Below are 21,382 nucleotides of genomic sequence, written 5' to 3'. Positions count from 1 at the left end.
CTTTATGCTGTTTTTTTGCCACTCACAGGAGATTTTTGTTATGGCCGACCAATGGGTTCGCGACGCAATCAACGAAATTAATGCAGATTTTCGCCGTTCAGCGGATACCCATTTGATTCGTTTTACCCTGCGCGAATTTCCCGGCATCTGTTTTTATCTCAAAGACGAAAGTACTCATCCAAGCGGTAGCCTGAAGCATCGTCTGGCACGCTCACTTTTCCTCTATGGACTGAGCAACGGTTGGATAACCCGCCACACTACGGTGATAGAATCTTCTTCCGGTAGTACCGCAGTCTCGGAAGCTTATTTTGCCCGTTTGCTCGGTCTGCCTTTCATTGCGGTAATGCCGGCGGCAACCACCCGAAGAAAAATAGAACAGATCAACTTCTATGGTGGTCAATGCCATTTTACTGAAACGTCTGCAATGATTTACCAGGAGTCAGCCCTGCTGGCAAAAGAATCAGGCGGGCATTATATGGATCAGTTTACCTATGCCGAAAGAGCGACTGACTGGCGGGGTAATAACAATATTGCTGACAGCATCTTCCGACAAATGCAGGATGAGCCCTGCCCCGTTCCCGCCAGCATAATCATGAGTGCCGGTACCGGCGGCACCACCGCGACCCTGGGTCGCTATATCCGCTATCGCGGATATGAGACTGAGTTAATGGTCACCGACCCTGACAATTCCGTCTTTTATGATTACTGGCAGCAGGGCGATAAAACCCTTACCTGTCAGACAGGTAGCCGGATTGAAGGCATTGGCCGCCCGCGTGTGGAACCCTCTTTTTTACCCGATGTCGTTGACAGAATGTTAAAAGTCCCTGATGGTGCTTCACTCGCGGCAATGTATTCGCTGGAAAAAATACTTGGCCGTCGGGTTGGAGCTTCGACAGGAACTAATTTTTACGGAATGATTCATACAGCCAGAAAGATGAAAGCGCGCGGACAACAAGGTGCGCTGGTTTCACTGATCTGTGACAGTGGTGAACGCTATCCTGATACTTACTATAATTCGCAATGGGTGTCTGAAAATATTGGCGATATTACCCCGTGGCAGGCAGAACTGGATTTCTGACAAATTGATCAATTTCACAGGGATCCTGTGCCACGTAATTTTGTCCTTTTAGCTGCCAGGCGTTAACATACCGCTGAATGTTGACAGGAATAAAGATAATGAAAAGTGCAGTAGTTGTTTTTAGTGGTGGCCAGGACTCAACCACCTGCCTGATACAGGCCCTTAACCAGTATGATGAAGTGCACTGCGTCACTTTTGATTATGGCCAGCGCCATCGTCAGGAAATCGAGGTTGCCCGTAAATTAAGCCAGCAATTGGGCGCACGTGCGCATAAAGTACTGGATGTCACACTGCTGAATGAACTGGCAATCAGTAGCCTGACCCGTGATAACATTCCGGTACCAGCCTATGACCCTGACGGTAATGGTTTGCCTAGCACCTTTGTCCCGGGCAGAAATATTCTGTTCCTGACACTGGCTTCAATTTATGCATATCAGGTGAATGCTGAAGCTGTGATCACCGGGGTGTGTGAAACAGATTTCTCCGGTTATCCGGATTGCCGGGACGATTTCGTTAAAGCACTTAATTCAGCCGTTCAGCTGGGTATGGCGCGGGAAGTCCGTTTTGAAACGCCATTAATGTGGCTGAACAAGGCCGAAACCTGGGCATTGGCCGACTACTGGCAACAACTGCCTTTGATTCGAAACTCAACGCTGACCTGCTATAACGGGGTACAGGGCGACGGATGCGGCGAGTGTGCAGCATGCCACCTGCGGGCCAAAGGGCTGGCAGAATATCAGCAAGCCCCAAAGGCAGTCATGGATGCTATGAAAAGTAAAACCGGTCTGAGTTAACAGTGGTCCAGAGCAACACAATAGAGTTGCTCTGGATGTTCTGACCTTAGGCTTGTTGATTGATCATCTCCAGAAAAGTTTTTATTTCTCCGCTCACCGGCACACTTTTCTGCTGTTTTAAATCCAGACAGACAAAGGTAATACGAGCATCAGCCACCAGAGTTCCTTCGCCGCTATGGGTCACCTTTTGTTCCATCACTGCGCTCCTTTCTGAAATTTCCGCCATCCGACAGGTCACTTCCAGACAATCCCCCAGTTTTGCGGCCCGCCGGTAATTAATATTGATATTCACCGCGATAAATCCCAGATGTTGTTGGGTTAACCAGTCTGCAACACCACTTCTGTCCAGCCATTCCCAGCGCGCTTCTTCCAGAAACTCCAGGTAACGGGCATTATTCACATGCTGATAAACATCCAGATGATAACCGCGAACTTTAATCAATGTGGTCATGAGCGACACTCTCCGGTAGCAGTAACTGGTATGACCACTACATTCTGGCAAATTCCACTCACCACCACCTGAACAAAACACAAATATGATATTCAATTCACAATTTCAGCCGGGAAAGATTCCTTTCAACCAGCGCTCTGCCAAACCCCGGGACTTCAGCCAGCTGTTCCAACGAGGTGAACGGACCATATTGTTCCCGATATTCAACGATTGAACGAGCTTTCTTCAGACCTACACCGTTCATGGCCCCGGCCAGCATTTCTGCTGTGCCCTGATTGATACTCACCTTCTCTGACACCCGGGTTACAGCAGCGGGCTGGTTGAGCTCTGTCGGTGGAGCCTCATTTCCTGAGGCTTCAAGTGGCAACAGACCGCCGGTGATTAGTAATAAAAGTGTCAGACGTAAAGTGTGTGAGATTCCCGATTGCATAGTTAATTCTCCCTGTTTGAATTCAGGAGCAGCATGACAGAGATTTGTCGGGGAGGATTGAGGCAGTGATTAAAAAGCAGAAAGGCTGCACAAGGCAGCCTTTCTGATTACAACATTACAGTTTTATCTGAGGTACGTCACTGAACCTGTTGCGCAGCCGCGCCATATTTGATTTTGGCGTTCTGTCGCAGGTTCTGCAGTAAGGCTGCAAATGCCAGCTGGGCATTGTTCTGTGCCACGCCGGTTTTCATCGAACTCACCTGAGCTTGCGGCAGGGTTCCTTCGGTGACCTTATCCAGTGACAGAATAACAATATTGCCCTGACCGTCTTCTCCGATACCGTAGGAAGGCTTGCCTGCCTGCGGTTGAGGTAACTCATAGACAGTTTCAGTGACAGCATTCGGGCTGTTACGTTGCAGAGTTTCTGTTACACCAAATTTCAGGCCTGCTGCATCAAAATCAGTGGTTTTACCCTGCTTCAGTTGAGCCACTAGGGTGTTTGCCTGATTACGAGCCTGTTGCAACGCTTTATCATGCTTAATGGCAGCGGTAATCTGATCTTTAACCTCCGCCAGCGGCTTGGTGGACTCCGGCTTATGATCGCTGATACGCAGTACAAATGCTCTGTCACCATCTACGGTGATAATGTCGGAGTTATTGCCCGGCGCACCATTACTTCCCAACAAGGTCCCGCCCAGTATCACCTGTTTGACCTGGTCAAAATTCAGATCTGCTGGTAATGAATCCCGGGTAAACCAAGGCGTTTCAACCGCTTTGACTCCGGCTGCGCTTTCAGCTCCCGCCAGGGAAGCGTTATTGTTGCTGGCAGCATCACTGACTTTCTGTTGCAGTTTATAGAAATCGCTGACCGCAGCATCCTGTTCAGCGCTTTGTGCAACGGTCGCGTAAACATCAGACAGTGGTTTAACCTGTTGAGGCTGAATATCATCCAGACGTGCAATCAGAAAACCTACAGAGCTCTTGATCACACCAGACAGTTGGCCTTTAGTGGTCAGTCCGGCATTTTTCAGTTCGTCAGGAAGTGTTTCAGGTTCCAGCCAGCCCATATCTCCCCCCTTACGGGCTGAAATTGGGTCGATAGATTTTGTTTTTGCCAGGGTAGCAAAATCAGCCCCTTGTTTCAGCTGTGCCAGTATCGCATTGGCATCGGCCTCAGTTTTCACCTGAATCACGCTGTAACGGGTACGTTGTGGGGTGGTATAGTCGCTTTTATGGCTGTCATACCAGGCCTGTACCTGTTGCTGCGTCGGGGTTTTCTGCAGGCTGGCAGCGTCCAGCTTAATATAGCTGACACGAAATTGTTCTGGCGCCAGGAAGCTGTCTTTATGCTGCTGGTAATAGCTGTTGATTTCATCATCAGTCACGGTCTGCTTCGCAGCCAGAGCATCAGTATTGATCACAGCTTCCCGGATATCGCGGTTCTGGGCTAACAGGCTGACCAGTTGCTGAGTTTCATAAGGTAGCATGAAATCAGTATTGCTGACGCCATTGACCAGTTGACCGGTACTCAGGCTTTTACGCAACGCCGCAGCATATTGATCCGGGGTGAAACCCATGTTACTCAACAGGCTGGTAAAACGGGCATTATCAAAATGACCATTAGTCTGGAAAGGTTGCTGAGAAAAAATATCTTCTTTAATCTGGTCGTTAGTGACATCCAGCCCCAACGATTTAACATACTGTCGCAGTAACTCCTGATCGATCAGATCGGACATCGCCTGCTGACGCATCTGTTGAATAAAGCTGTCAGTCCCTGCCAGTTGTGAATACTGCGCACCTAACTGTTGTTGCTGACGGGCACGTTCATTACTGAATGCATTTTGCAGATCTGCACTGCTGATAGTGACACCGTTGACTTTGGCAGCATAATCATTATTACCACCAATCAAATAGTTACCCACGCCGGTCAGCACGAATGAAACAATGATCAGTCCCAGTATAATCTTCAGCACGATGTGGCTAGAGGCCGTGCGTAAATTGTCCATCATGGTATGGCAACACTCCGCTGTAGTATAAATATGACGCTTTACCGTCGCCGTTCAACTCAAAAACCAGTCAGACTACAATGCTGATGATTTCCGTTCGTGTCTGGTGATGTAATGTCTTAAATTTGCCGCCGGACGGCATAAAAAAAGGCACATCACCATGATGTGCCTGTATGTTACATGAGAACGAGTGTACAGTCCTCAATCCATCAAAGAAAATCCTTTCAGATGGTTAAATACTATTAATTAACAGAGTCTTTCAGTGCTTTACCGGCACGAAAACCAGGGACTTTACCTGCCGGGATAGTGATTTCTTTTCCGGTCTGTGGGTTGCGGCCGGTACGCTCAGCACGTTCACGCACTGAGAAGGTACCAAAACCAACTAAAGCAACATCATCACCCTCTTTCAGTGAATCCGTCACCGCACCCATAAATGCATCTAAAACACGTCCGGCTGCTGCTTTCGAAATATCCGCGCTCGCAGCAATTTTGTCGATCAACTGTGATTTATTCACTCTATCATCCCCTTTTATTTTTTCACTTTATCGACAGAACGCTCTGCAGACAAAGAACAGCCTGTTATAGCAAGCATCCCGGGTATACACAACGGTATTACTCTGAATTTCTGCCGATGCTATATCAGAAGAAACAAAGGAGTCATTGCGCGATTTCCCGACAGCAATGACCTTCCCTGTACGATAAGCTTATTTTGCTGCTACCACTTCAAAGCCTTCCGGTGCGTGTTCCAACGCCAGCTTCAGGACTTCTTCAATACGTTTTACCGGATAAATCTTCAGGTCAGCAATCACGTTATCCGGAATTTCTTCCAGATCACGTTTATTTTCATCCGGGATCAGTACCGTTTTGATACCGCCACGATGGGCTGCCAGTAATTTCTCTTTCAGACCACCAATCGGTAGTACCTGACCACGCAGAGTAATTTCTCCGGTCATCGCCACATCTGCCCTGACAGGATTACCGGTTAAGGCTGATACCAGTGCGGTACACATCGCTATACCCGCACTCGGCCCATCTTTTGGCGTTGCACCTTCTGGCACATGCACGTGAATATCACGTTTTTCGTAGAAGTCGCTGTTAATACCCAGCTTATCTGCTCTGGCACGAACCACGGTCATCGCCGCCTGAATAGATTCCTGCATCACTTCACCCAGTGAACCGGTATAGGTCAGTTTCCCTTTTCCGGGAACGCTGGCCGTCTCGATGGTCAGCAGATCACCCCCGACTTCGGTCCAGGCCAGTCCGGTAACTTCACCAATCCGGTTCTGGTCATCAGCACGGCCATAATCAAACCGTTGTACCCCGAGGTAATCTTTCAGATTGTCACCGGTGATAGCAATATGCTTTTTCTTTTTATCCAACAACAGTGCTTTCACTGCTTTACGACACAGCTTCGACAGTTCACGTTCCAGGCTACGTACCCCGGCTTCCCGGGTATAGTAACGAATGATCCCCATCAGCGCACTGTCATCAACCGTAATCTCTTTTGGCTTCAGTGCATTGCGTTCGATTTGTTTCGGAAGTAAATGTTGCTTAGCAATATTCAGTTTTTCATCTTCGGTATAACCCGACAAACGAATCACTTCCATACGATCCAGTAACGGAGCAGGAATATTCATCGAGTTAGATGTGGCGACAAACATCACATCGGAGAGATCATAATCGACTTCCAGATAGTGATCGTTAAACGCGATATTCTGCTCAGGATCCAGCACTTCCAGCAATGCAGAAGCCGGGTCACCACGCATATCCGAAGACATCTTGTCAATTTCGTCCAACAGGAAAAGAGGGTTCTTCACGCCAACTTTAGCCATCTTCTGGATAAGTTTACCAGGCATAGAACCTATATAAGTCCGGCGGTGACCTCTGATTTCTGCCTCATCACGCACGCCGCCTAACGCCATACGAACATACTGGCGCCCGGTCGCTTTGGCGATTGACTGCCCCAGAGAAGTTTTACCCACACCCGGAGGTCCTACCAGGCACAGGATTGGCCCTTTAATCTTGTTGACACGACTCTGAACCGCTAAATATTCCAGAATACGGTCTTTAACTCTGTCCAGCCCGTAATGGTCGGTATCCAGCGTTTCCTGGGCTTTAGTCAGGTCTTTTTTTACCTTACTACGACTGTTCCATGGCACCTGCACCATCCAGTCGATATAGCCACGGACTACGGTGGCTTCCGCCGACATTGGCGACATCATTTTCAGCTTTTGCAGTTCGGCTTCGGTTTTTTCTTTCGCCTCTTTTGGCATTTTAGCCGCTTCAATTTTCTGCTTTAGCGCTTCAAATTCGTCAGGAGCATCATCCATTTCGCCGAGTTCTTTCTGAATGGCCTTCATCTGCTCATTCAGATAATACTCACGCTGACTCTTCTCCATCTGCTTTTTGACACGATTACGAATCCGCTTTTCAACCTGCAATAAGTCGATTTCAGATTCCATCATGGCCATCAGATATTCAAGACGCTCATTGATGTCTGTCATTTCCAGCACAGACTGCTTATCAGCCAGCTTCAGTGGCATATGCGCAGCGATGGTGTCGGCCAGACGTGCGGCATCATCAATATTATTCAGTGATGTCAGCACCTCTGGAGGAATCTTTTTATTTAGCTTGATGTAGCCTTCAAACTGGTTAACCGCTGTACGCACCAGCACTTCCTGCTCACGCTCTTCAATTTCAGCAGAGGAGAGATACTCAGCGCGGGCGACAAAATGTTCACCGTTATCCGCAAGGGTGTCGATGCGCGCACGCTGCAAGCCTTCCACCAGTACTTTGACAGTACCGTCAGGAAGTTTCAGCATTTGCAGCACGGAAGCAACTGTACCGACAGAAAAAAGATCATTCACACCAGGCTCATCGGTAGATGCTTCTTTTTGAGCGACCAGCAGGATCTTCTTATCGTTGTCCATTGCTGCTTCCAGACAGCGAATCGACTTCTCGCGTCCGACAAACAACGGAATAACCATGTGCGGATAAACCACCACATCGCGTAACGGCAATACGGGGATTTCAATGCGTTCGGAACGCTCAGAATTCATAGAGCTCTCTCTTAGTTTAATTTCCGCCAGGTGATGGGCTCAGCCACCCTTTTTCACAGCCAGGGTACTTCAGGCCCAAAGGTTATTGAGTATATGGGGATGATGACACGACATTCAATGTCATAAATGCGAGAAAAAATAAAAGGGGAAACAATTTCCCCTTTATTTGCTAATAACCTGCAGATTTTGTCGATTTATTCGCCAGAAGCCTGAGCTTCCTGTTTTCCATAAATCAACAGGGGTTCAGACTGACCATCAATGACGGAATCATCAATGACGACTTTCTCAATCCCCTCCATTGAAGGCAGGTCGTACATGGTATCCAGCAACGCGGCTTCCACGATTGAACGCAATCCACGGGCACCGGTTTTACGGGCCATCGCTTTTTTAGCGATTGCAGTCAAGGCTTCCTCACGGAACTCCAGTTCAGCCCCTTCCAGGTGGAACAATGCCTGATATTGTTTAGTCAGTGCGTTTTTAGGTTCCCGCAGTATCTGAATTAATGCTTCTTCACTTAATTCATTCAGCGTGGCGACCACCGGCAAACGACCGATAAATTCAGGAATTAACCCAAATTTGATCAGATCTTCAGGCTCAACCTGAGACAGTAACTGCCCTTCGGTTGCTTTCTGAGATTTATCTTTCACGGTGGCGCCAAAGCCAATACCAGAGCCGGTTTCAACACGCTGAGCAATCACTTTATCCAGACCGGCAAATGCGCCCCCGCAGATAAACAGAATTTTCGAGGTATCAACCTGTAAAAATTCCTGTTGCGGATGTTTACGCCCGCCCTGAGGGGGGACAGCAGCTACTGTACCTTCGATCAGTTTCAGTAAAGCCTGCTGTACACCTTCACCGGAAACATCACGGGTAATCGACGGGTTGTCAGACTTGCGTGAAATTTTATCAATTTCGTCAATATAGACAATTCCACGCTGGGCTTTCTGGACATCATAGTCACATTTCTGCAACAGCTTCTGGATAATATTTTCAACATCTTCGCCCACATAACCGGCTTCAGTCAGTGTGGTCGCGTCTGCCATAGTAAATGGAACATCCAGCAACCGGGCCAGAGTTTCGGCCAGTAATGTTTTCCCGCTACCGGTCGGACCGATCAGCAGGATATTACTTTTACCCAGTTCAACACCGTTGCTGGTATCACCATTACGTAAGCGTTTGTAGTGGTTATACACCGCTACCGACAGTACTTTTTTGGCTTTTTCCTGGCCAATCACGTAATCGTCGAGATGAACGCGGATTTCATGTGGTGTAGGCAATGCACTACGTTCACGATGAGGCGCGACTTCTTTAATCTCTTCGCGGATGATGTCATTGCATAAATCAACACATTCATCACAGATATACACTGACGGACCGGCAATCAGTTTACGCACTTCATGCTGGCTCTTGCCGCAAAAAGAGCAGTACAGCAACTTACCTGAACCGTCTTTGCGCTTCTCTGTCATCAGTAACCTCTTTAATAGTTTCGGCAACCTGCAGCGCCAGTCATTGTACTACAGGTTGACATCGTCAATGTACTATTCACTTCTTCTGACTGCACATCCTTACATTTGTGCAGTGTAGCAAATAGTCTTATTTACGCTGCGTCAGAATAGAGTCAACTAAACCATACTCTACCGCTTCTGCTGCCGAGAGGAAACGATCACGTTCAGTGTCCTGCTCAATCTGTTCCAGCGGTTTGCCGGTATGTTTAGCCATTAATTCGTTCATCCGCTGCTTCACTTTCAGAATTTCGCGGGCATGAATTTCAATATCGGTCGCCTGTCCCTGGAAGCCGCCTAATGGCTGATGGATCATCACCCGGGAGTTTGGCAGGCAGAAACGTTTGCCCTCAGTACCGGCAGTTAACAGGAAAGACCCCATTGAACACGCCTGACCCATACAAATGGTGCTGACATCGGGTTTAATAAACTGCATAGTGTCATAAATTGACATCCCCGCAGTGATGACCCCACCAGGTGAGTTGATGTACAGATAAATATCTTTCTCAGGATTTTCAGCTTCTAAAAACAGCATTTGTGCGACAATCAGGTTGGCCATCTGGTCTTCAACCTGTCCGGTCAGAAAAATCACACGCTCTTTAAGTAAGCGGGAAAAAATGTCGTAAGAACGCTCTCCACGAGAAGTCTGCTCCACCACCATAGGCACTAACGCCATCTGTGATGCCATTTGTGAGGCCAGCATTTCACGTTCGCTACTGTATGACATAACCGTCTCCTGAATTAATTACATTGGTAACACTCTGTACCGATTTTTACGTTAGGAAAGCTACGAATCCACGAAGCCTGCCTCCTTCCGACAACGTCAGGACGGTTAATCAGTCAGTCTCTTATCACATTCCCCTATATGAGGGATAACTACCGGTATTTCAAGCATAACAATCTTTTGATATTTCGCGAATATTACACCAGAGATTACCTGATAACCGACCGGTTAATCCATGATAATCCGACAAAAAGCACAGAGCGCTACCGTTTTTTTGCATCTAAAGAAAAAAAGCCCGTGATCATTTTGATCACGGGCTTTACATCAGAACGGATCAAAAATGACTTAAGCCATCTGACCCTGATTCATCAGATCCTGGAAGTTAGCCGCTTTTTCAGTCACTTTGGCTTTTTCCAGCAGCAAGTCAACAGCCTGCTCTTCCAGTGCAACATTACGCATGTTGTTCATCAGCTCGTTATTTTTGCTGTAGAACTCGATCACTTCCTGAGGATCTTCATACGCAGAAGCCATTTCTTCGATCAGACCTTTCACGCGGTCTTCGTCAGCTTTCAGCTCACTGGTACGGATAACTTCGCCCAGCAGCAGACCCACCACGACACGACGTTTCGCTTGTTCTTCAAACAGTTCACGTGGCAGTTCCAGTGCCTGTTTTTCGTTACCACCAAAACGCTGTGCCGCCTGACGGCGCAGAACATCGATTTCGCTGTCGATCAGTGCAGCAGGAACATCGATATCGTTAGCATTGATCAGACCATCGATAGTCTGAGTTTTAATGCTGTTACGTACCGCACCTTTCAGTTCACGTTCCATGTTCTTACGTACTTCAGTACGCAGACCTGCAACAGAACCATCAGCCACACCAAAACGCTTCACGAACTCTTCAGTGAATTCTGGCAGTTCACGCTGTTCTACTTTTTTCAGAACAATGTCGAACTTAGCCTCTTTACCTTTCAGAGTTTCGGCATGGTACTCTTCAGGGAATTTGACATCGATGGTGAACTCTTCACCGGCTTTGTGGCCTACCAGACCTTCTTCGAAGCCAGGGATCATACGGCCCTGACCCATTGCCAGTACGAAGTCAGAAGATTTACCGCCCTCAAACTCTTCGCCGTCCACAGAGCCTGAGAAATCGATAGTGACACGATCTTCTGCAGTCACTGCGGCATCGGTTTCTTTCCAGTCAGCCTGCTGCTTGCGCAGGGTATCCAGCATGGCATCAACGTCTTCGTCTTTCACTTCAGCGACAGGTTTTTCAACCTCGATAGTTTCCAGACCTTTCAGTTCAATTTCCGGATACACTTCAAACTCAACAGAGTAAGTGAAGTCTTCACCCAGCTTGTACTCACCAGGAATATATTTAGGTGCGCCCGCCGGATTAATTTTTTCTTTGATGATCGCATCAATGAAGTTGCGGGACATCAGTTCACCCAGTACATCCTGACGTACAGATGCACCATAGCGCTGTTCAATGATGTTCTTAGGCACTTTGCCTTTACGGAAACCATCGATACGGACTTTCTTAGCTACCTCTACCAGCTCTTTCTTCACCGCAGTCTCAATGCTGTCAGCAGCGACAGTGATGGTAATGCGACGGCCAAGGCCCTGTGTGGTTTCAACTGAAACTTGCATCTTGTTACCTCAAAAAATCACGTGCTCGGTCAACTTCAGACATCACGCATTAAACAATACGCGCCATCTAACAACCGGGACGGCTTCCGTGAAGAAAACTCCGATCCCTGTTACCAGAAGCGTCCCGAAGACATTCCGGAAAAATAGACGCAGCATTATAGCGGCATCGGTTGAATGAGTCGAGAAGCCACATGCAGACGAAACCTACGATATTACGGCTTTTTGACCTGTTGCTGGTTTTTTTTCAAAAAAAACGGCCTGCCGGCCGTCATTATTCATTTTTTATATTGAGAATTTCAGGTTTATACCTGTAATCCTGCCCCGCGGCAATCAGGTGACGCAGGCACAGTATCCTGCAATCCCTGCCATTCAGTGGCGGTATAGGTATGCAGAGCCAGGGCATGCACCGGCCCGGCCAGTTCTTCGGTCAGAACACTATAAATCGCACGGTGGCGGGCCAGAAAACGTTGCCCATGGAACCGGTCAGTCACAATCACCACCTTGAAGTGACTCTCAGAACCGGCAGGTACGTTGTGACGGTAGCTTTCATCCTGCACCTCCAGATGCAGCGGATGAAATTCGTCACGCAACTTATCTTCTATCTGTTCACGAATCATTTTTGACACTCCTGACTGGCGAGCGCGCTGCCCTTTTAATCAATACTAGTTTGTTTTTCATTATTACAGTGTGAAAGCACAAAAAAAAACGTGCTATTTTATAACCAATTGCGCATGATAGCTTCGCGCGATGTCCGGACTATGGATGAGTTAGCTGCTGAAATCCAGAGACTTTTTTAGATTTAGCCACTAACCCGCCCAGACCGCCGCAAAAAAGTCCCTGATTGCGGCCATTGCGGCCCCACTGTTTTTATCATGTGATGAGAAAATGTGTATGTTAAAAAGAGCAATCTTTCCTCTGCTGGCTGCGTTTGCCCTGGCTGGTTGTGCAACCAGCAGTAATACCCTCGATGTGACGCCAAAGATAACATTACCTCAGCAGGACCCAAGTCTGATGGGTGTGACTGTCAGCATTAACGGTGCCGACCAGCGAAGCAGTCAGGCATTGGCCCAGGTCACCCGCGATAACCAGTTGGTCACCCTGACGCCATCCCGCGATCTGCGTTTTCTGTTGCAGGAAGTACTCGAGAAGCAGATGGCGGCCCGGGGTTATATGATTGGCCCTAACGGCGCGGTAGACCTGCAGATAGTGGTCAATAAACTGTATGCCGACGTGACCCAGGGTAACCTGCGTTACAGCATCACCACGAATGCTGATGTCTCTATCACTGCTACCGCAAAAAATGGTAACAAACAGATGAAGACCTACCGTCAGACCTACAGCGTTGAAGGCCCATTCACAGCCAACAACGATAAAATTACCAAAGCGGTTAACTCTACCCTGGGTGATGTTATTTCTGATATGGCTGCGGATACCAGCATTAACGACTTCATTAAACAAAACTCCCACTGAATGCTATGATGGCTGCATGAATTTTCTTCGTGCAGCCAGGATGCCATGCGTTCAGACTATTTAAAGATTTTCACCCAGCGTAATTTTGCCGTTCTGTTGTTGCTGGGGTTCTCTTCAGGCCTGCCACTGGCTCTGACCTCCGGGACACTTCAGGCCTGGATGACCGTTGAAAATATCGATTTAAAAACTATCGGGATTTTCTCTCTGGTCGGACAGGCCTATGTTTTCAAGTTCCTCTGGTCGCCGTTTATGGACCGTTATTCCCCGCCTCTGTTGGGCCGCCGTCGTGGATGGCTGCTGTTGACGCAATGCGCTTTAATCCTCGCAATTGTCGGAATGAGTCTTGTCCAGCCTGCCGGGCATCTTACTTTGCTGGCACTGTTGGCGGTTCTGGTTGCCTTTTGCTCTGCCTCACAGGATATTGTTTTTGATGCATGGAAAACCGATGTGTTACCTGCTGAACAACGAGGCAGCGGTGCGGCCATCACCGTATTGGGTTACCGGCTGGCAATGATGGTTTCGGGCGGCCTGGCCTTGTGGCTGGCAGACCGCTATCTGGGATGGAATGCCACCTACGCCCTGATGGCAATTCTGATGCTGCCTGGCATTGTTGGGACGTTGCTGGCAAAGAATCCTGCCGGACCAGTCACTCCTCCTCTCACCTTGCGCCAGGCGGTAGTTTCTCCTCTGTTAGACTTTTTCGGTCGCAACAATGCCTGGCTGATGATTACCCTGATTATCCTTTATAAGCTGGGTGATGCATTCGCCGGAGCCCTGACCACCACCTTTTTAATTCGCGGACTGGGATTTAACCCGGGCGATGTCGGGCTGGTGAATAAATCGCTCGGTCTGCTGGCCACTATTATTGGTGCACTGTACGGCGGTGTCCTGATGCAGAGGCTGAGTTTATTCCGCGCACTGCTGTGGTTCGGTATTTTACAAACGCTTTCGAATCTTGCGTACTGGCTGCTGACTGTCACCAGTGTACATTTGTGGAGTATGGCCAGTGCGGTGTTTATCGAAAACCTGTGTGGTGGTATGGGCACTGCAGCCTTTGTCGCACTACTGATGGCGCTGTGTAACTCTTCATTTTCAGCAACGCAGTTTGCTCTGCTGTCTGCACTCTCTGCCGTAGGTCGGGTCTATGTAGGTCCTGCTGCCGGATGGCTGGTTGAGTTGTGGGGATGGCCGGGTTTTTATGCTTTCAGCGTTTTTGCCGGAATACCTGGTCTGTTGCTGCTGTTTATCAGTCGCCACAATCTGGTACCTGCCGTGACAGGACAGTTCATCCAACGCCACCATTTTGCTCTGGCTTATCGCTGGGCATTTCGTATTTTCCTCGCCGGTTGCCTGGTACTTTTCGCCTGGCTGGCTACACTTACCCTGAGTGCAATGCATTGGCTAACAGAAGGTTTCCGGGATGTACCGCTGTTTGAAGCTGGAATGGTGGTTCTGATTTGTGCAGTGCTTTTGGGTGTCTTTCTCGACTGCCTGAGCCTGAGACAGGAAAGATAATTTTCAACATTTTTTTAACTGATGAGGATTTTTTTTCATTTAGCATTTAATGATTGTTCTTAACAATTTCTCTGAACCACTGCCGCCGGAATGTTTAACCCGGGTTAATATGATGAGCAGAAGATAACTAAATGTTAATTTTTTGATAATGACATAGGGTAGTTATAGCAATAAGGAACATTACTCATAGGGTTATCTCCGTTTAGTTATATAAAGCCAAATGGTTGATGTGAATGATAATTTCGGATCGGCAACAATTTTTGTTAAATCCCATGAAAAATGTGGACACAGTCCACTGACAGAACTTCAAGTTGGTTTACAGTACATAAACCTTCCCGTAAAATGCCGCCACACTTAAACGACAATAGAGCCTTTTGTCATTGAGGTCGTTAAATGAGACTCAGGAAATACAATAAAAGTTTGGGGATTTTGTCACTCATCACCGGCGCTGTTCTGTTAAGTGGCTGTGATAGTGCCTTGTTAAATCCTAAAGGTCAGATTGCACTGGAGCAACGTTCACTGATTTTGACAGCCTTCGGCTTGATGTTAGTGGTAGTTATCCCGGCAGTCTTAATGGCTATCGTATTCGCCTGGAAGTATCGGGCATCCAATACGAACGCTAAATACTCACCTAACTGGTCGCACTCTAATAAGATTGAAGCTGTGGTTTGGACGATTCCAATTCTCATCATCATCTTCCTGGGTGTGCTGACATGGAAATCGACTCACGCTCTCGAGCCAAGTAAGCCAATCGCTTCAAACGTTAAACCTGTAGAGATTGATGTTATTGCCCTGGACTGGAAATGGCTGTTTATCTATCCTGAGCAAGGAATTGCGACTGTAAACCAGATTGCATTCCCGGCAAATACACCGGTCAGCTTTAAAATCACCTCAAATTCAGTCATGAACTCCTTCTTTATTCCTACCCTTGGCAGCCAGATCTATGCCATGGCCGGTATGCAGACAAAACTGCATCTGATTGCGAATGAACCAGGAACCTTTGACGGTATTTCTTCAAACTTCAGCGGCCCTGGTTTTTCTGGCATGAAATTTAAAGCCATCGCCACTAAAGACGATGCGGACTTCCAGCAGTGGGTAGCGAAGGTGAAAGCTTCACCAAATACGCTGACGACTATGGATGACTTCAACAAACTGGCAGCACCAAGCCAGGACAACCCGGTAGAATACTTCTCTACTGCGAATCCTGATCTGTTTAACCAGGTTGTTGATAAGTTTATGTCACACGACGGGAAAATGGACATGTCTGCGCATGACGGCATGAACATGGACCATGCCGCTTCCGCCGGAGCAGGGGAATAATACCATGTTAGGAAAATTGAGCTTAGCAGCGGTACCACTAGACGTACCAATCGTCATGGTGACCTGTGCTGCGATCATACTCGGTGGCGTCGCCATTCTCGCCGCCATTACTTATTTCGGTAAGTGGAAGTATCTGTGGTCGGAGTGGATTACCTCTGTAGACCATAAAAAACTCGGTATCATGTATATCATTCTGGCTTTCGTCATGCTGTTGCGTGGTTTTGCCGATGCCATCATGATGCGTAGCCAGCAGGTGCTTGCATCTGCCGGAGAAGCCGGCTTCCTGCCACCTCATCACTACGATCAAATCTTTACCGCGCATGGCGTGATTATGATTTTCTTCGTAGCGATGCCGTTCGTGGTCGGTCTGATGAACATCGCCGTTCCGTTACAGATTGGTGCACGTGACGTCGCCTTCCCGTTCCTGAACAACCTGAGCTTCTGGTTCACCGCTATCGGTGTGGTGCTGGTTAACCTGTCACTGGGTGTGGGTGAATTTGCCCAGACCGGCTGGCTGGCCTACCCGCCACTCTCAGGCGCGGAATATAGTCCGGGGGTCGGGGTAGACTACTGGATATGGAGTCTGCAGCTTTCCGGGATTGGTACTACGCTCACCGGGATCAACTTCTTCGTCACTATTCTGAAGATGCGTGCCCCGGGTATGACAATGTTCAAAATGCCTATTTTCACCTGGGCATCGTTATGTACTAACGTACTGATTATCGCTGCGTTCCCGGTATTAACCGTGACCCTGGCACTGCTGACTCTCGACCGTTATCTGGGCTTCCATTTCTTTACTAACGAAATGGGCGGCAACATGATGATGTACGTCAACCTGATATGGGTCTGGGGACATCCGGAAGTTTACATTCTGGTTCTGCCGGTGTTTGGGGTGTTCTCTGAAGTTACCGCGACCTTCGCCAAAAAACGTATGTTTGGTTACACCTCTATGGTGTGGGCAACGGTAGCGATTACCGTACTGTCGTTTATTGTTTGGTTACACCACTTCTTCACGATGGGTGCCGGTGCCAACGTTAACGCCTTCTTCGGTATCATGACAATGATCATCGCGATACCGACCGGGGTTAAAATCTTTAACTGGCTGTTCACCATGTATCAGGGTCGTATTCAAATGACCTCGCCTATGTTGTGGACCGTCGGCTTTATCGTCACCTTCTCTGTAGGTGGTATGACCGGGGTACTGTTAGCCGTTCCTGGTGCTGACTTTGTACTGCATAACAGCCTGTTCCTGATTGCTCACTTCCATAACGTTATCATCGGTGGTGTAGTGTTCGGTTGTATGGCGGGTGTCAGTTACTGGTTCCCGAAAGCCTTTGGTTTCACCCTGAACGAAAAATGGGGCAAACGTGCCTTCTGGTTTTGGATTATCGGTTTCTTCGTTGCCTTTATGCCACTGTATGCGCTGGGCTTCATGGGGATGACCCGTCGTCTGAGCCAGAATATCGATCCTCAGTTCCATCCACTGCTGGTCGTTGCTGCCTGTGGTGCTGGCCTGATTGCTATCGGGATTATCTGTCAGTTAACCATGTTCTGGGTATCAGTCCGTGACCGTGATCAGAACCGTGACCTGACAGGCGATGTTTGGGGTGGGCGTACACTGGACTGGGCATGTTCTTCCCCTCCTCCGTTCTATAACTTTGCAGTTATCCCTGACGTTCACGAACGTGATTCCTTCTGGGAAATGAAAGAACGTGGTGAGGCATACCAGAGACCAACGCATTATGAAGAAATTCATATGCCGAAAAACAGTGGTATTCCGGTGATAATTGCATTGTTTGCGACGATATTCGGTTTCGCTATGATCTGGTGGATCTGGTGGCTGGCTGGCCTGTCCTTCCTGGGTATGATTGTGTTGTGGATTGCCAAAAGCTTTGACGAAGACGTGGACTACTATGTCTCTGTTGAAGAAATTGAGCGAATCGAAAACAAGCACTTTGAAGAACTTAGCAAAGCAGGTGTGAAATAATGTCTTCTGAAACTCTGACTAAACAGCACGGCGCCCATGCAGAGCATGGGCATCACGATGCAGGAGCCAATAAGGTCTTTGGCTTCTGGATCTACCTGATGAGTGACTGCATTATCTTTGCAACGCTGTTTGCGACCTATGCAGTCATGGTTCACAGCACTGCGGGTGGCCCTTCAGGTAAAGACTTTTTTGAACTGCCTTATGTATTGGGTGAAACAGCGTTACTGCTGCTGAGCTCGATTACTTATGGTTTCTCCGTGATCTGCATGAACAGAAACAACAAAGGCGCTGTTATTGGCTGGCTGCTGTTAACCTTCCTGTTTGGTCTCGGCTTCATCGGCATGGAAATCAATGAGTTCCATCACCTGATCAGTGAAGGCTGGGGGCCACAGCGTAGTGGCTTCCTGTCAGCATTCTTTACCTTAGTCGGAACCCACGGTCTGCACGTGACCTGCGGGCTGATTTGGATGCTGGTCCTGATGTTCCAGGTCGGAACCCGTGGTCTGACGGCGACAAACCGTACCCGTATCATGTGTCTGAGCCTGTTCTGGCACTTCCTTGATGTCGTATGGATTTGTGTATTTACCATTGTTTATCTGATGGGGGCCATGTAATGAGTCATTCTGCAACCGAACATGGTGCATCTCACGGTAGTGTGAAGTCGTATGTTATCGGCTTTATTCTTTCCATTATCCTGACAGGTATTCCTTTCTGGATGGTGATGGAAGGAAGCGCTGCAAAAAGCACAATCCTGGCGGTGGTCGTTATCTGTGCAGTGGTTCAGGTGATTGTTCACCTGGTCTACTTCCTGCACCTGGACCGTAAGTCAGAGGGGGGCTGGAACCTGGTGGCCATCGTATTCTCAGCAGTCATCATTCTGATTGTTGTCGTTGGCTCACTGTGGATCATGTGGAACCTTAACTACAACATGATGCCCCACTAACAGAGTTATACGTAATGATTAAGCGATACCTGCAAGTCACAAAACCAGGAATTATTTTCGGGAATTTAATTTCTGTGATAGGTGGTTTTCTGCTGGCCTCCAAAGGCAGCATTAATTTCACCCTATTTCTCGCCTCACTGGTCGGTGTATCACTGGTGGTTGCATCAGGTTGTGTGTTTAACAACGTGATCGACCGCGATATTGACCGGAAAATGGAGAGAACGAAGAACCGGGTCCTTGTGAAAGGGCTCATTTCCGCGAAAACTAGCCTGGTTTATGCAACATTATTGGGTATTGCTGGCTTTGCGTTGCTGTACTTTGGAGCCAACCCACTGGCTATGTGGTTGTCAGTGATTGGCTTCATCGTATACGTCGGCATCTATAGCCTCTATATGAAGCGTAATTCAGTGTACGGTACCTTAATCGGTAGCCTGTCGGGTGCTGCACCTCCGGTGATCGGTTACTGTGCTGTCAGCAACGAATTTGATGCTGGTGCACTGATTCTGTTAGCCATCTTTAGCCTGTGGCAGATGCCGCACTCGTATGCGATTGCTATCTACCGTTTCAAGGATTATCAGGCAGCGAATATCCCGGTACTACCGGTAGTGAAAGGCATTTCGGTGGCTAAAAATCATATCACCGTGTATATCGTGGCGTTTATGGTAGCCACCCTGATGCTGTCACTTGGTGGTTACGCAGGCTATAAATATCTGGTGGTTGCTGCTGCTGTGAGTGTCTGGTGGCTGGGCATGGCGCTTTCAGGATATAAAAGCTCGAATGACGACCGTGTCTGGGCACGTAAGCTGTTTGTCTTTTCAATCGTCGCCATCACGGCACTGAGTGTCATGATGTCGGTCGATTTTATGACTCCGGCGTCCAAAGACCTCCTGACCTACGTTTGGTAACTCTGCTGTTTAGCTAAAAAAGGCGCGATTTCGCGCCTTTTCTTTTTTTGTTACCACTGGTTAAAAACAATTATTTTACCCGCCCTGCTCTGCCCCGTACTATAGCGTCAGAAAATGAAAAGAGGTCTTAATGAACGACAATAAAATGACGCCCCTGGAGTTGAGAGCAACCTGGGGCCTTGGGACAGTGTTTTCCCTGCGCATGTTGGGCATGTTTATGGTTCTCCCGGTGCTGACAACCTACGGTATGGCGCTTCAGGGAGCTTCAGAAACTTTAATAGGTTTGGCCATAGGTATTTACGGTTTAGCCCAGGCAATTTTTCAAATTCCTTTCGGTTTACTTTCTGATCGTATTGGGCGAAAGCCACTGATTGTCGGTGGACTGCTGCTGTTTGTCTTAGGCAGTGTCATTGCTGCCACCACCACTTCAATCTGGGGCATTATTCTTGGCCGTGCCTTACAGGGTTCCGGGGCGATTGCCGCAGCGGTTATGGCCCTGCTTTCTGATTTAACCCGTGAACAGAACCGCACTAAGGCCATGGCCTTCATCGGCATCAGCTTCGGGGTGACCTTTGCGATTGCCATGGTACTGGGCCCGATCGTTACTCATGTCCTGGGGCTGCATGCCTTGTTCTGGATGATTGCTATCCTCGCCGGAGTGGGAATAGTGATTACCCTGCTGATCGTTCCTTCAGCCACTGACCATGTACTAAATCGCGAGTCCGGAATGGTCAAGGGCAGTTTTCGCAAGGTGCTGGGGAACTCACGGCTACTTAAGCTGAATTTCGGCATCCTGTGTCTGCATATCTTGTTGATGTCCAGTTTCGTTGCCTTGCCTGGCCAGTTCGAAAATGCCGGTTTTCCCGCATCGCAACACTGGAAAGTGTATCTGGCGACTATGTTAATTGCCTTTGCCGCAGTGATGCCGTTTATCATCATTGCCGAAGTGAAGCGCAAGATGAAGCTGGTATTCGTCAGTTGTGTGGCATTGCTGGTAATTGCCGAAATTATCCTGTGGGGTGCCGGAACTCATTTCTGGACACTGGTGGTGGGTGTTCAGATATTCTTTTTCGCCTTTAACCTGATGGAAGCTATCCTGCCATCACTGATCAGTAAAGAATCCCCGGCCGGTTATAAAGGCACCGCCATGGGTGTGTATTCTACCAGCCAGTTTATCGGTGTCGCGATTGGTGGCAGCCTGGGCGGCTGGATTTTCGGCCATATTGATGCTCAGACCGTATTTCTGGCAGGAACCCTGTTAGCCGTCGTGTGGCTGCTGGTGAGTCTGACGATGAAAGAACCCCCTTATGTCAGCAGCCTGCGGTTAGTCTCGGGTGATTTGCAACACGCCGACGGGCTGGAACAACGGCTGGCAACGCTGGCGGGTGTATCTTCAGTCATGATGGTCCCGGCGGAAAAAAGCATTTATGTTAAAATTGACAGTAAGGTGACCAACCGGGAAGCCCTGGAAACTATCGTGGCAGAATATCAGCCTTCACACAGTTAATCCCCTGCCCTGCCGACTAAGTAAAAATCCGCCTTCATAGA

19 protein-coding genes are annotated in these 21,382 nt (G+C 48.4%); 10 read left to right on the top strand and 9 right to left on the bottom strand.

Translation table 11 applies throughout. The features are described from left to right. Positions 1-40: 40 nt before the first annotated feature. Together B3Z23_RS13680 and queC are read left to right on the top strand one after the other, a co-directional pair. Positions 41-1,078, top strand: coding sequence for a PLP-dependent cysteine synthase family protein (locus B3Z23_RS13680; protein WP_294911022.1), 1,038 nt, complete (start codon positions 41-43; stop codon positions 1,076-1,078). A gap of 98 nt (positions 1,079-1,176) precedes the next feature. Beyond that, the gene (gene queC, locus B3Z23_RS13675) at positions 1,177-1,872 is read left to right on the top strand and encodes a 7-cyano-7-deazaguanine synthase QueC (protein ID WP_294911018.1); all 696 of its coding nucleotides are present in this window, start codon (positions 1,177-1,179) and stop codon (positions 1,870-1,872) included. A 46-nt stretch (positions 1,873-1,918) separates the two neighbouring features. Here the strand turns inward: queC and B3Z23_RS13670 are convergent, their stop codons facing one another. From B3Z23_RS13670 to bolA, 9 genes are all read right to left on the bottom strand, one after another. Then, the gene (locus B3Z23_RS13670; RefSeq protein ID WP_294911015.1) at positions 1,919-2,323 is read right to left on the bottom strand and encodes an acyl-CoA thioesterase; all 405 of its coding nucleotides are present in this window, start codon (positions 2,321-2,323) and stop codon (positions 1,919-1,921) included. Between the two features lie 97 nt (positions 2,324-2,420). Next, the gene (locus tag B3Z23_RS13665; RefSeq protein ID WP_294911014.1) at positions 2,421-2,753 is read right to left on the bottom strand and encodes a ComEA family DNA-binding protein; all 333 of its coding nucleotides are present in this window, start codon (positions 2,751-2,753) and stop codon (positions 2,421-2,423) included. Between the two features lie 137 nt (positions 2,754-2,890). Further along, positions 2,891-4,762, bottom strand: coding sequence for a peptidylprolyl isomerase (ppiD, locus tag B3Z23_RS13660; RefSeq protein ID WP_294911011.1), 1,872 nt, complete (start codon positions 4,760-4,762; stop codon positions 2,891-2,893). Positions 4,763-5,001: 239 nt separating this feature from the next. Further along, complete coding sequence (hupB, locus tag B3Z23_RS13655) at positions 5,002-5,274, bottom strand: nucleoid-associated protein HU-beta (RefSeq protein ID WP_087487643.1); 273 nt, start codon at positions 5,272-5,274, stop codon at positions 5,002-5,004. Between the two features lie 189 nt (positions 5,275-5,463). After that, positions 5,464-7,818 carry an endopeptidase La gene (gene lon, locus B3Z23_RS13650; RefSeq protein ID WP_294911007.1) on the bottom strand — a complete coding sequence of 785 codons (2,355 nt, stop codon included), beginning with the start codon at positions 7,816-7,818 and terminating at the stop codon, positions 5,464-5,466. Between the two features lie 194 nt (positions 7,819-8,012). Beyond that, complete coding sequence (gene clpX, locus B3Z23_RS13645; RefSeq protein WP_038018684.1) at positions 8,013-9,284, bottom strand: ATP-dependent protease ATP-binding subunit ClpX; 1,272 nt, start codon at positions 9,282-9,284, stop codon at positions 8,013-8,015. A gap of 127 nt (positions 9,285-9,411) precedes the next feature. Next, the gene (gene clpP / locus B3Z23_RS13640; protein ID WP_038018682.1) at positions 9,412-10,047 is read right to left on the bottom strand and encodes an ATP-dependent Clp endopeptidase proteolytic subunit ClpP; all 636 of its coding nucleotides are present in this window, start codon (positions 10,045-10,047) and stop codon (positions 9,412-9,414) included. Positions 10,048-10,389: 342 nt separating this feature from the next. Continuing rightward, the gene (gene tig / locus B3Z23_RS13635; RefSeq protein WP_294911000.1) at positions 10,390-11,694 is read right to left on the bottom strand and encodes a trigger factor; all 1,305 of its coding nucleotides are present in this window, start codon (positions 11,692-11,694) and stop codon (positions 10,390-10,392) included. 302 nt (positions 11,695-11,996) lie between these two features. Beyond that, positions 11,997-12,311 carry a transcriptional regulator BolA gene (gene bolA, locus B3Z23_RS13630; RefSeq protein WP_294910997.1) on the bottom strand — a complete coding sequence of 105 codons (315 nt, stop codon included), beginning with the start codon at positions 12,309-12,311 and terminating at the stop codon, positions 11,997-11,999. 274 nt (positions 12,312-12,585) lie between these two features. Here bolA and B3Z23_RS13625 point away from each other — a divergent pair, with 274 nt between their 5' ends. The 8 genes from B3Z23_RS13625 to B3Z23_RS13590 all read left to right on the top strand — a co-directional run bounded on the left by B3Z23_RS13625 (position 12,586) and on the right by B3Z23_RS13590 (position 21,341). Next, positions 12,586-13,164: a lipoprotein gene (locus tag B3Z23_RS13625; protein WP_294910994.1), complete on the top strand. Its 579-nt coding sequence runs from the start codon at positions 12,586-12,588 to the stop codon at positions 13,162-13,164. A gap of 45 nt (positions 13,165-13,209) precedes the next feature. Then, positions 13,210-14,679, top strand: a complete 1,470-nt coding sequence (ampG, locus tag B3Z23_RS13620; RefSeq protein WP_294910992.1) for a muropeptide MFS transporter AmpG — start codon at positions 13,210-13,212, stop codon at positions 14,677-14,679. Between the two features lie 393 nt (positions 14,680-15,072). Further along, positions 15,073-15,999 carry a cytochrome o ubiquinol oxidase subunit II gene (gene cyoA / locus B3Z23_RS13615; protein ID WP_294910990.1) on the top strand — a complete coding sequence of 309 codons (927 nt, stop codon included), beginning with the start codon at positions 15,073-15,075 and terminating at the stop codon, positions 15,997-15,999. A 4-nt stretch (positions 16,000-16,003) separates the two neighbouring features. Continuing rightward, a complete protein-coding gene (cyoB, locus tag B3Z23_RS13610) occupies positions 16,004-17,986 on the top strand; it encodes a cytochrome o ubiquinol oxidase subunit I (protein WP_294910988.1) in 1,983 nt (660 codons plus the stop codon). Further along, complete coding sequence (locus B3Z23_RS13605; protein ID WP_038018657.1) at positions 17,986-18,600, top strand: cytochrome o ubiquinol oxidase subunit III; 615 nt, start codon at positions 17,986-17,988, stop codon at positions 18,598-18,600. Before cyoB ends, B3Z23_RS13605 begins: the two co-directional genes overlap by 1 nt. After that, complete coding sequence (locus B3Z23_RS13600; RefSeq protein ID WP_294910985.1) at positions 18,600-18,929, top strand: cytochrome o ubiquinol oxidase subunit IV; 330 nt, start codon at positions 18,600-18,602, stop codon at positions 18,927-18,929. The genes B3Z23_RS13605 and B3Z23_RS13600 overlap by 1 nt, the downstream gene beginning before the upstream one ends. A gap of 14 nt (positions 18,930-18,943) precedes the next feature. Then, positions 18,944-19,834, top strand: coding sequence for a heme o synthase (gene cyoE / locus B3Z23_RS13595; protein ID WP_038018652.1), 891 nt, complete (start codon positions 18,944-18,946; stop codon positions 19,832-19,834). A 130-nt stretch (positions 19,835-19,964) separates the two neighbouring features. Beyond that, positions 19,965-21,341, top strand: a complete 1,377-nt coding sequence (locus tag B3Z23_RS13590) for an MFS transporter (protein WP_294910982.1) — start codon at positions 19,965-19,967, stop codon at positions 21,339-21,341. Positions 21,342-21,382: the final 41 nt, after the last annotated feature.

Source organism: Tatumella sp. UBA2305 (assembly GCF_002345795.1).
GTDB lineage: Bacteria > Pseudomonadota > Gammaproteobacteria > Enterobacterales > Enterobacteriaceae > Tatumella > Tatumella morbirosei.
The sequence above is the reverse complement of the archived record's forward strand: the minus strand, read 5'-3'. Positions and strand labels throughout refer to the sequence as shown.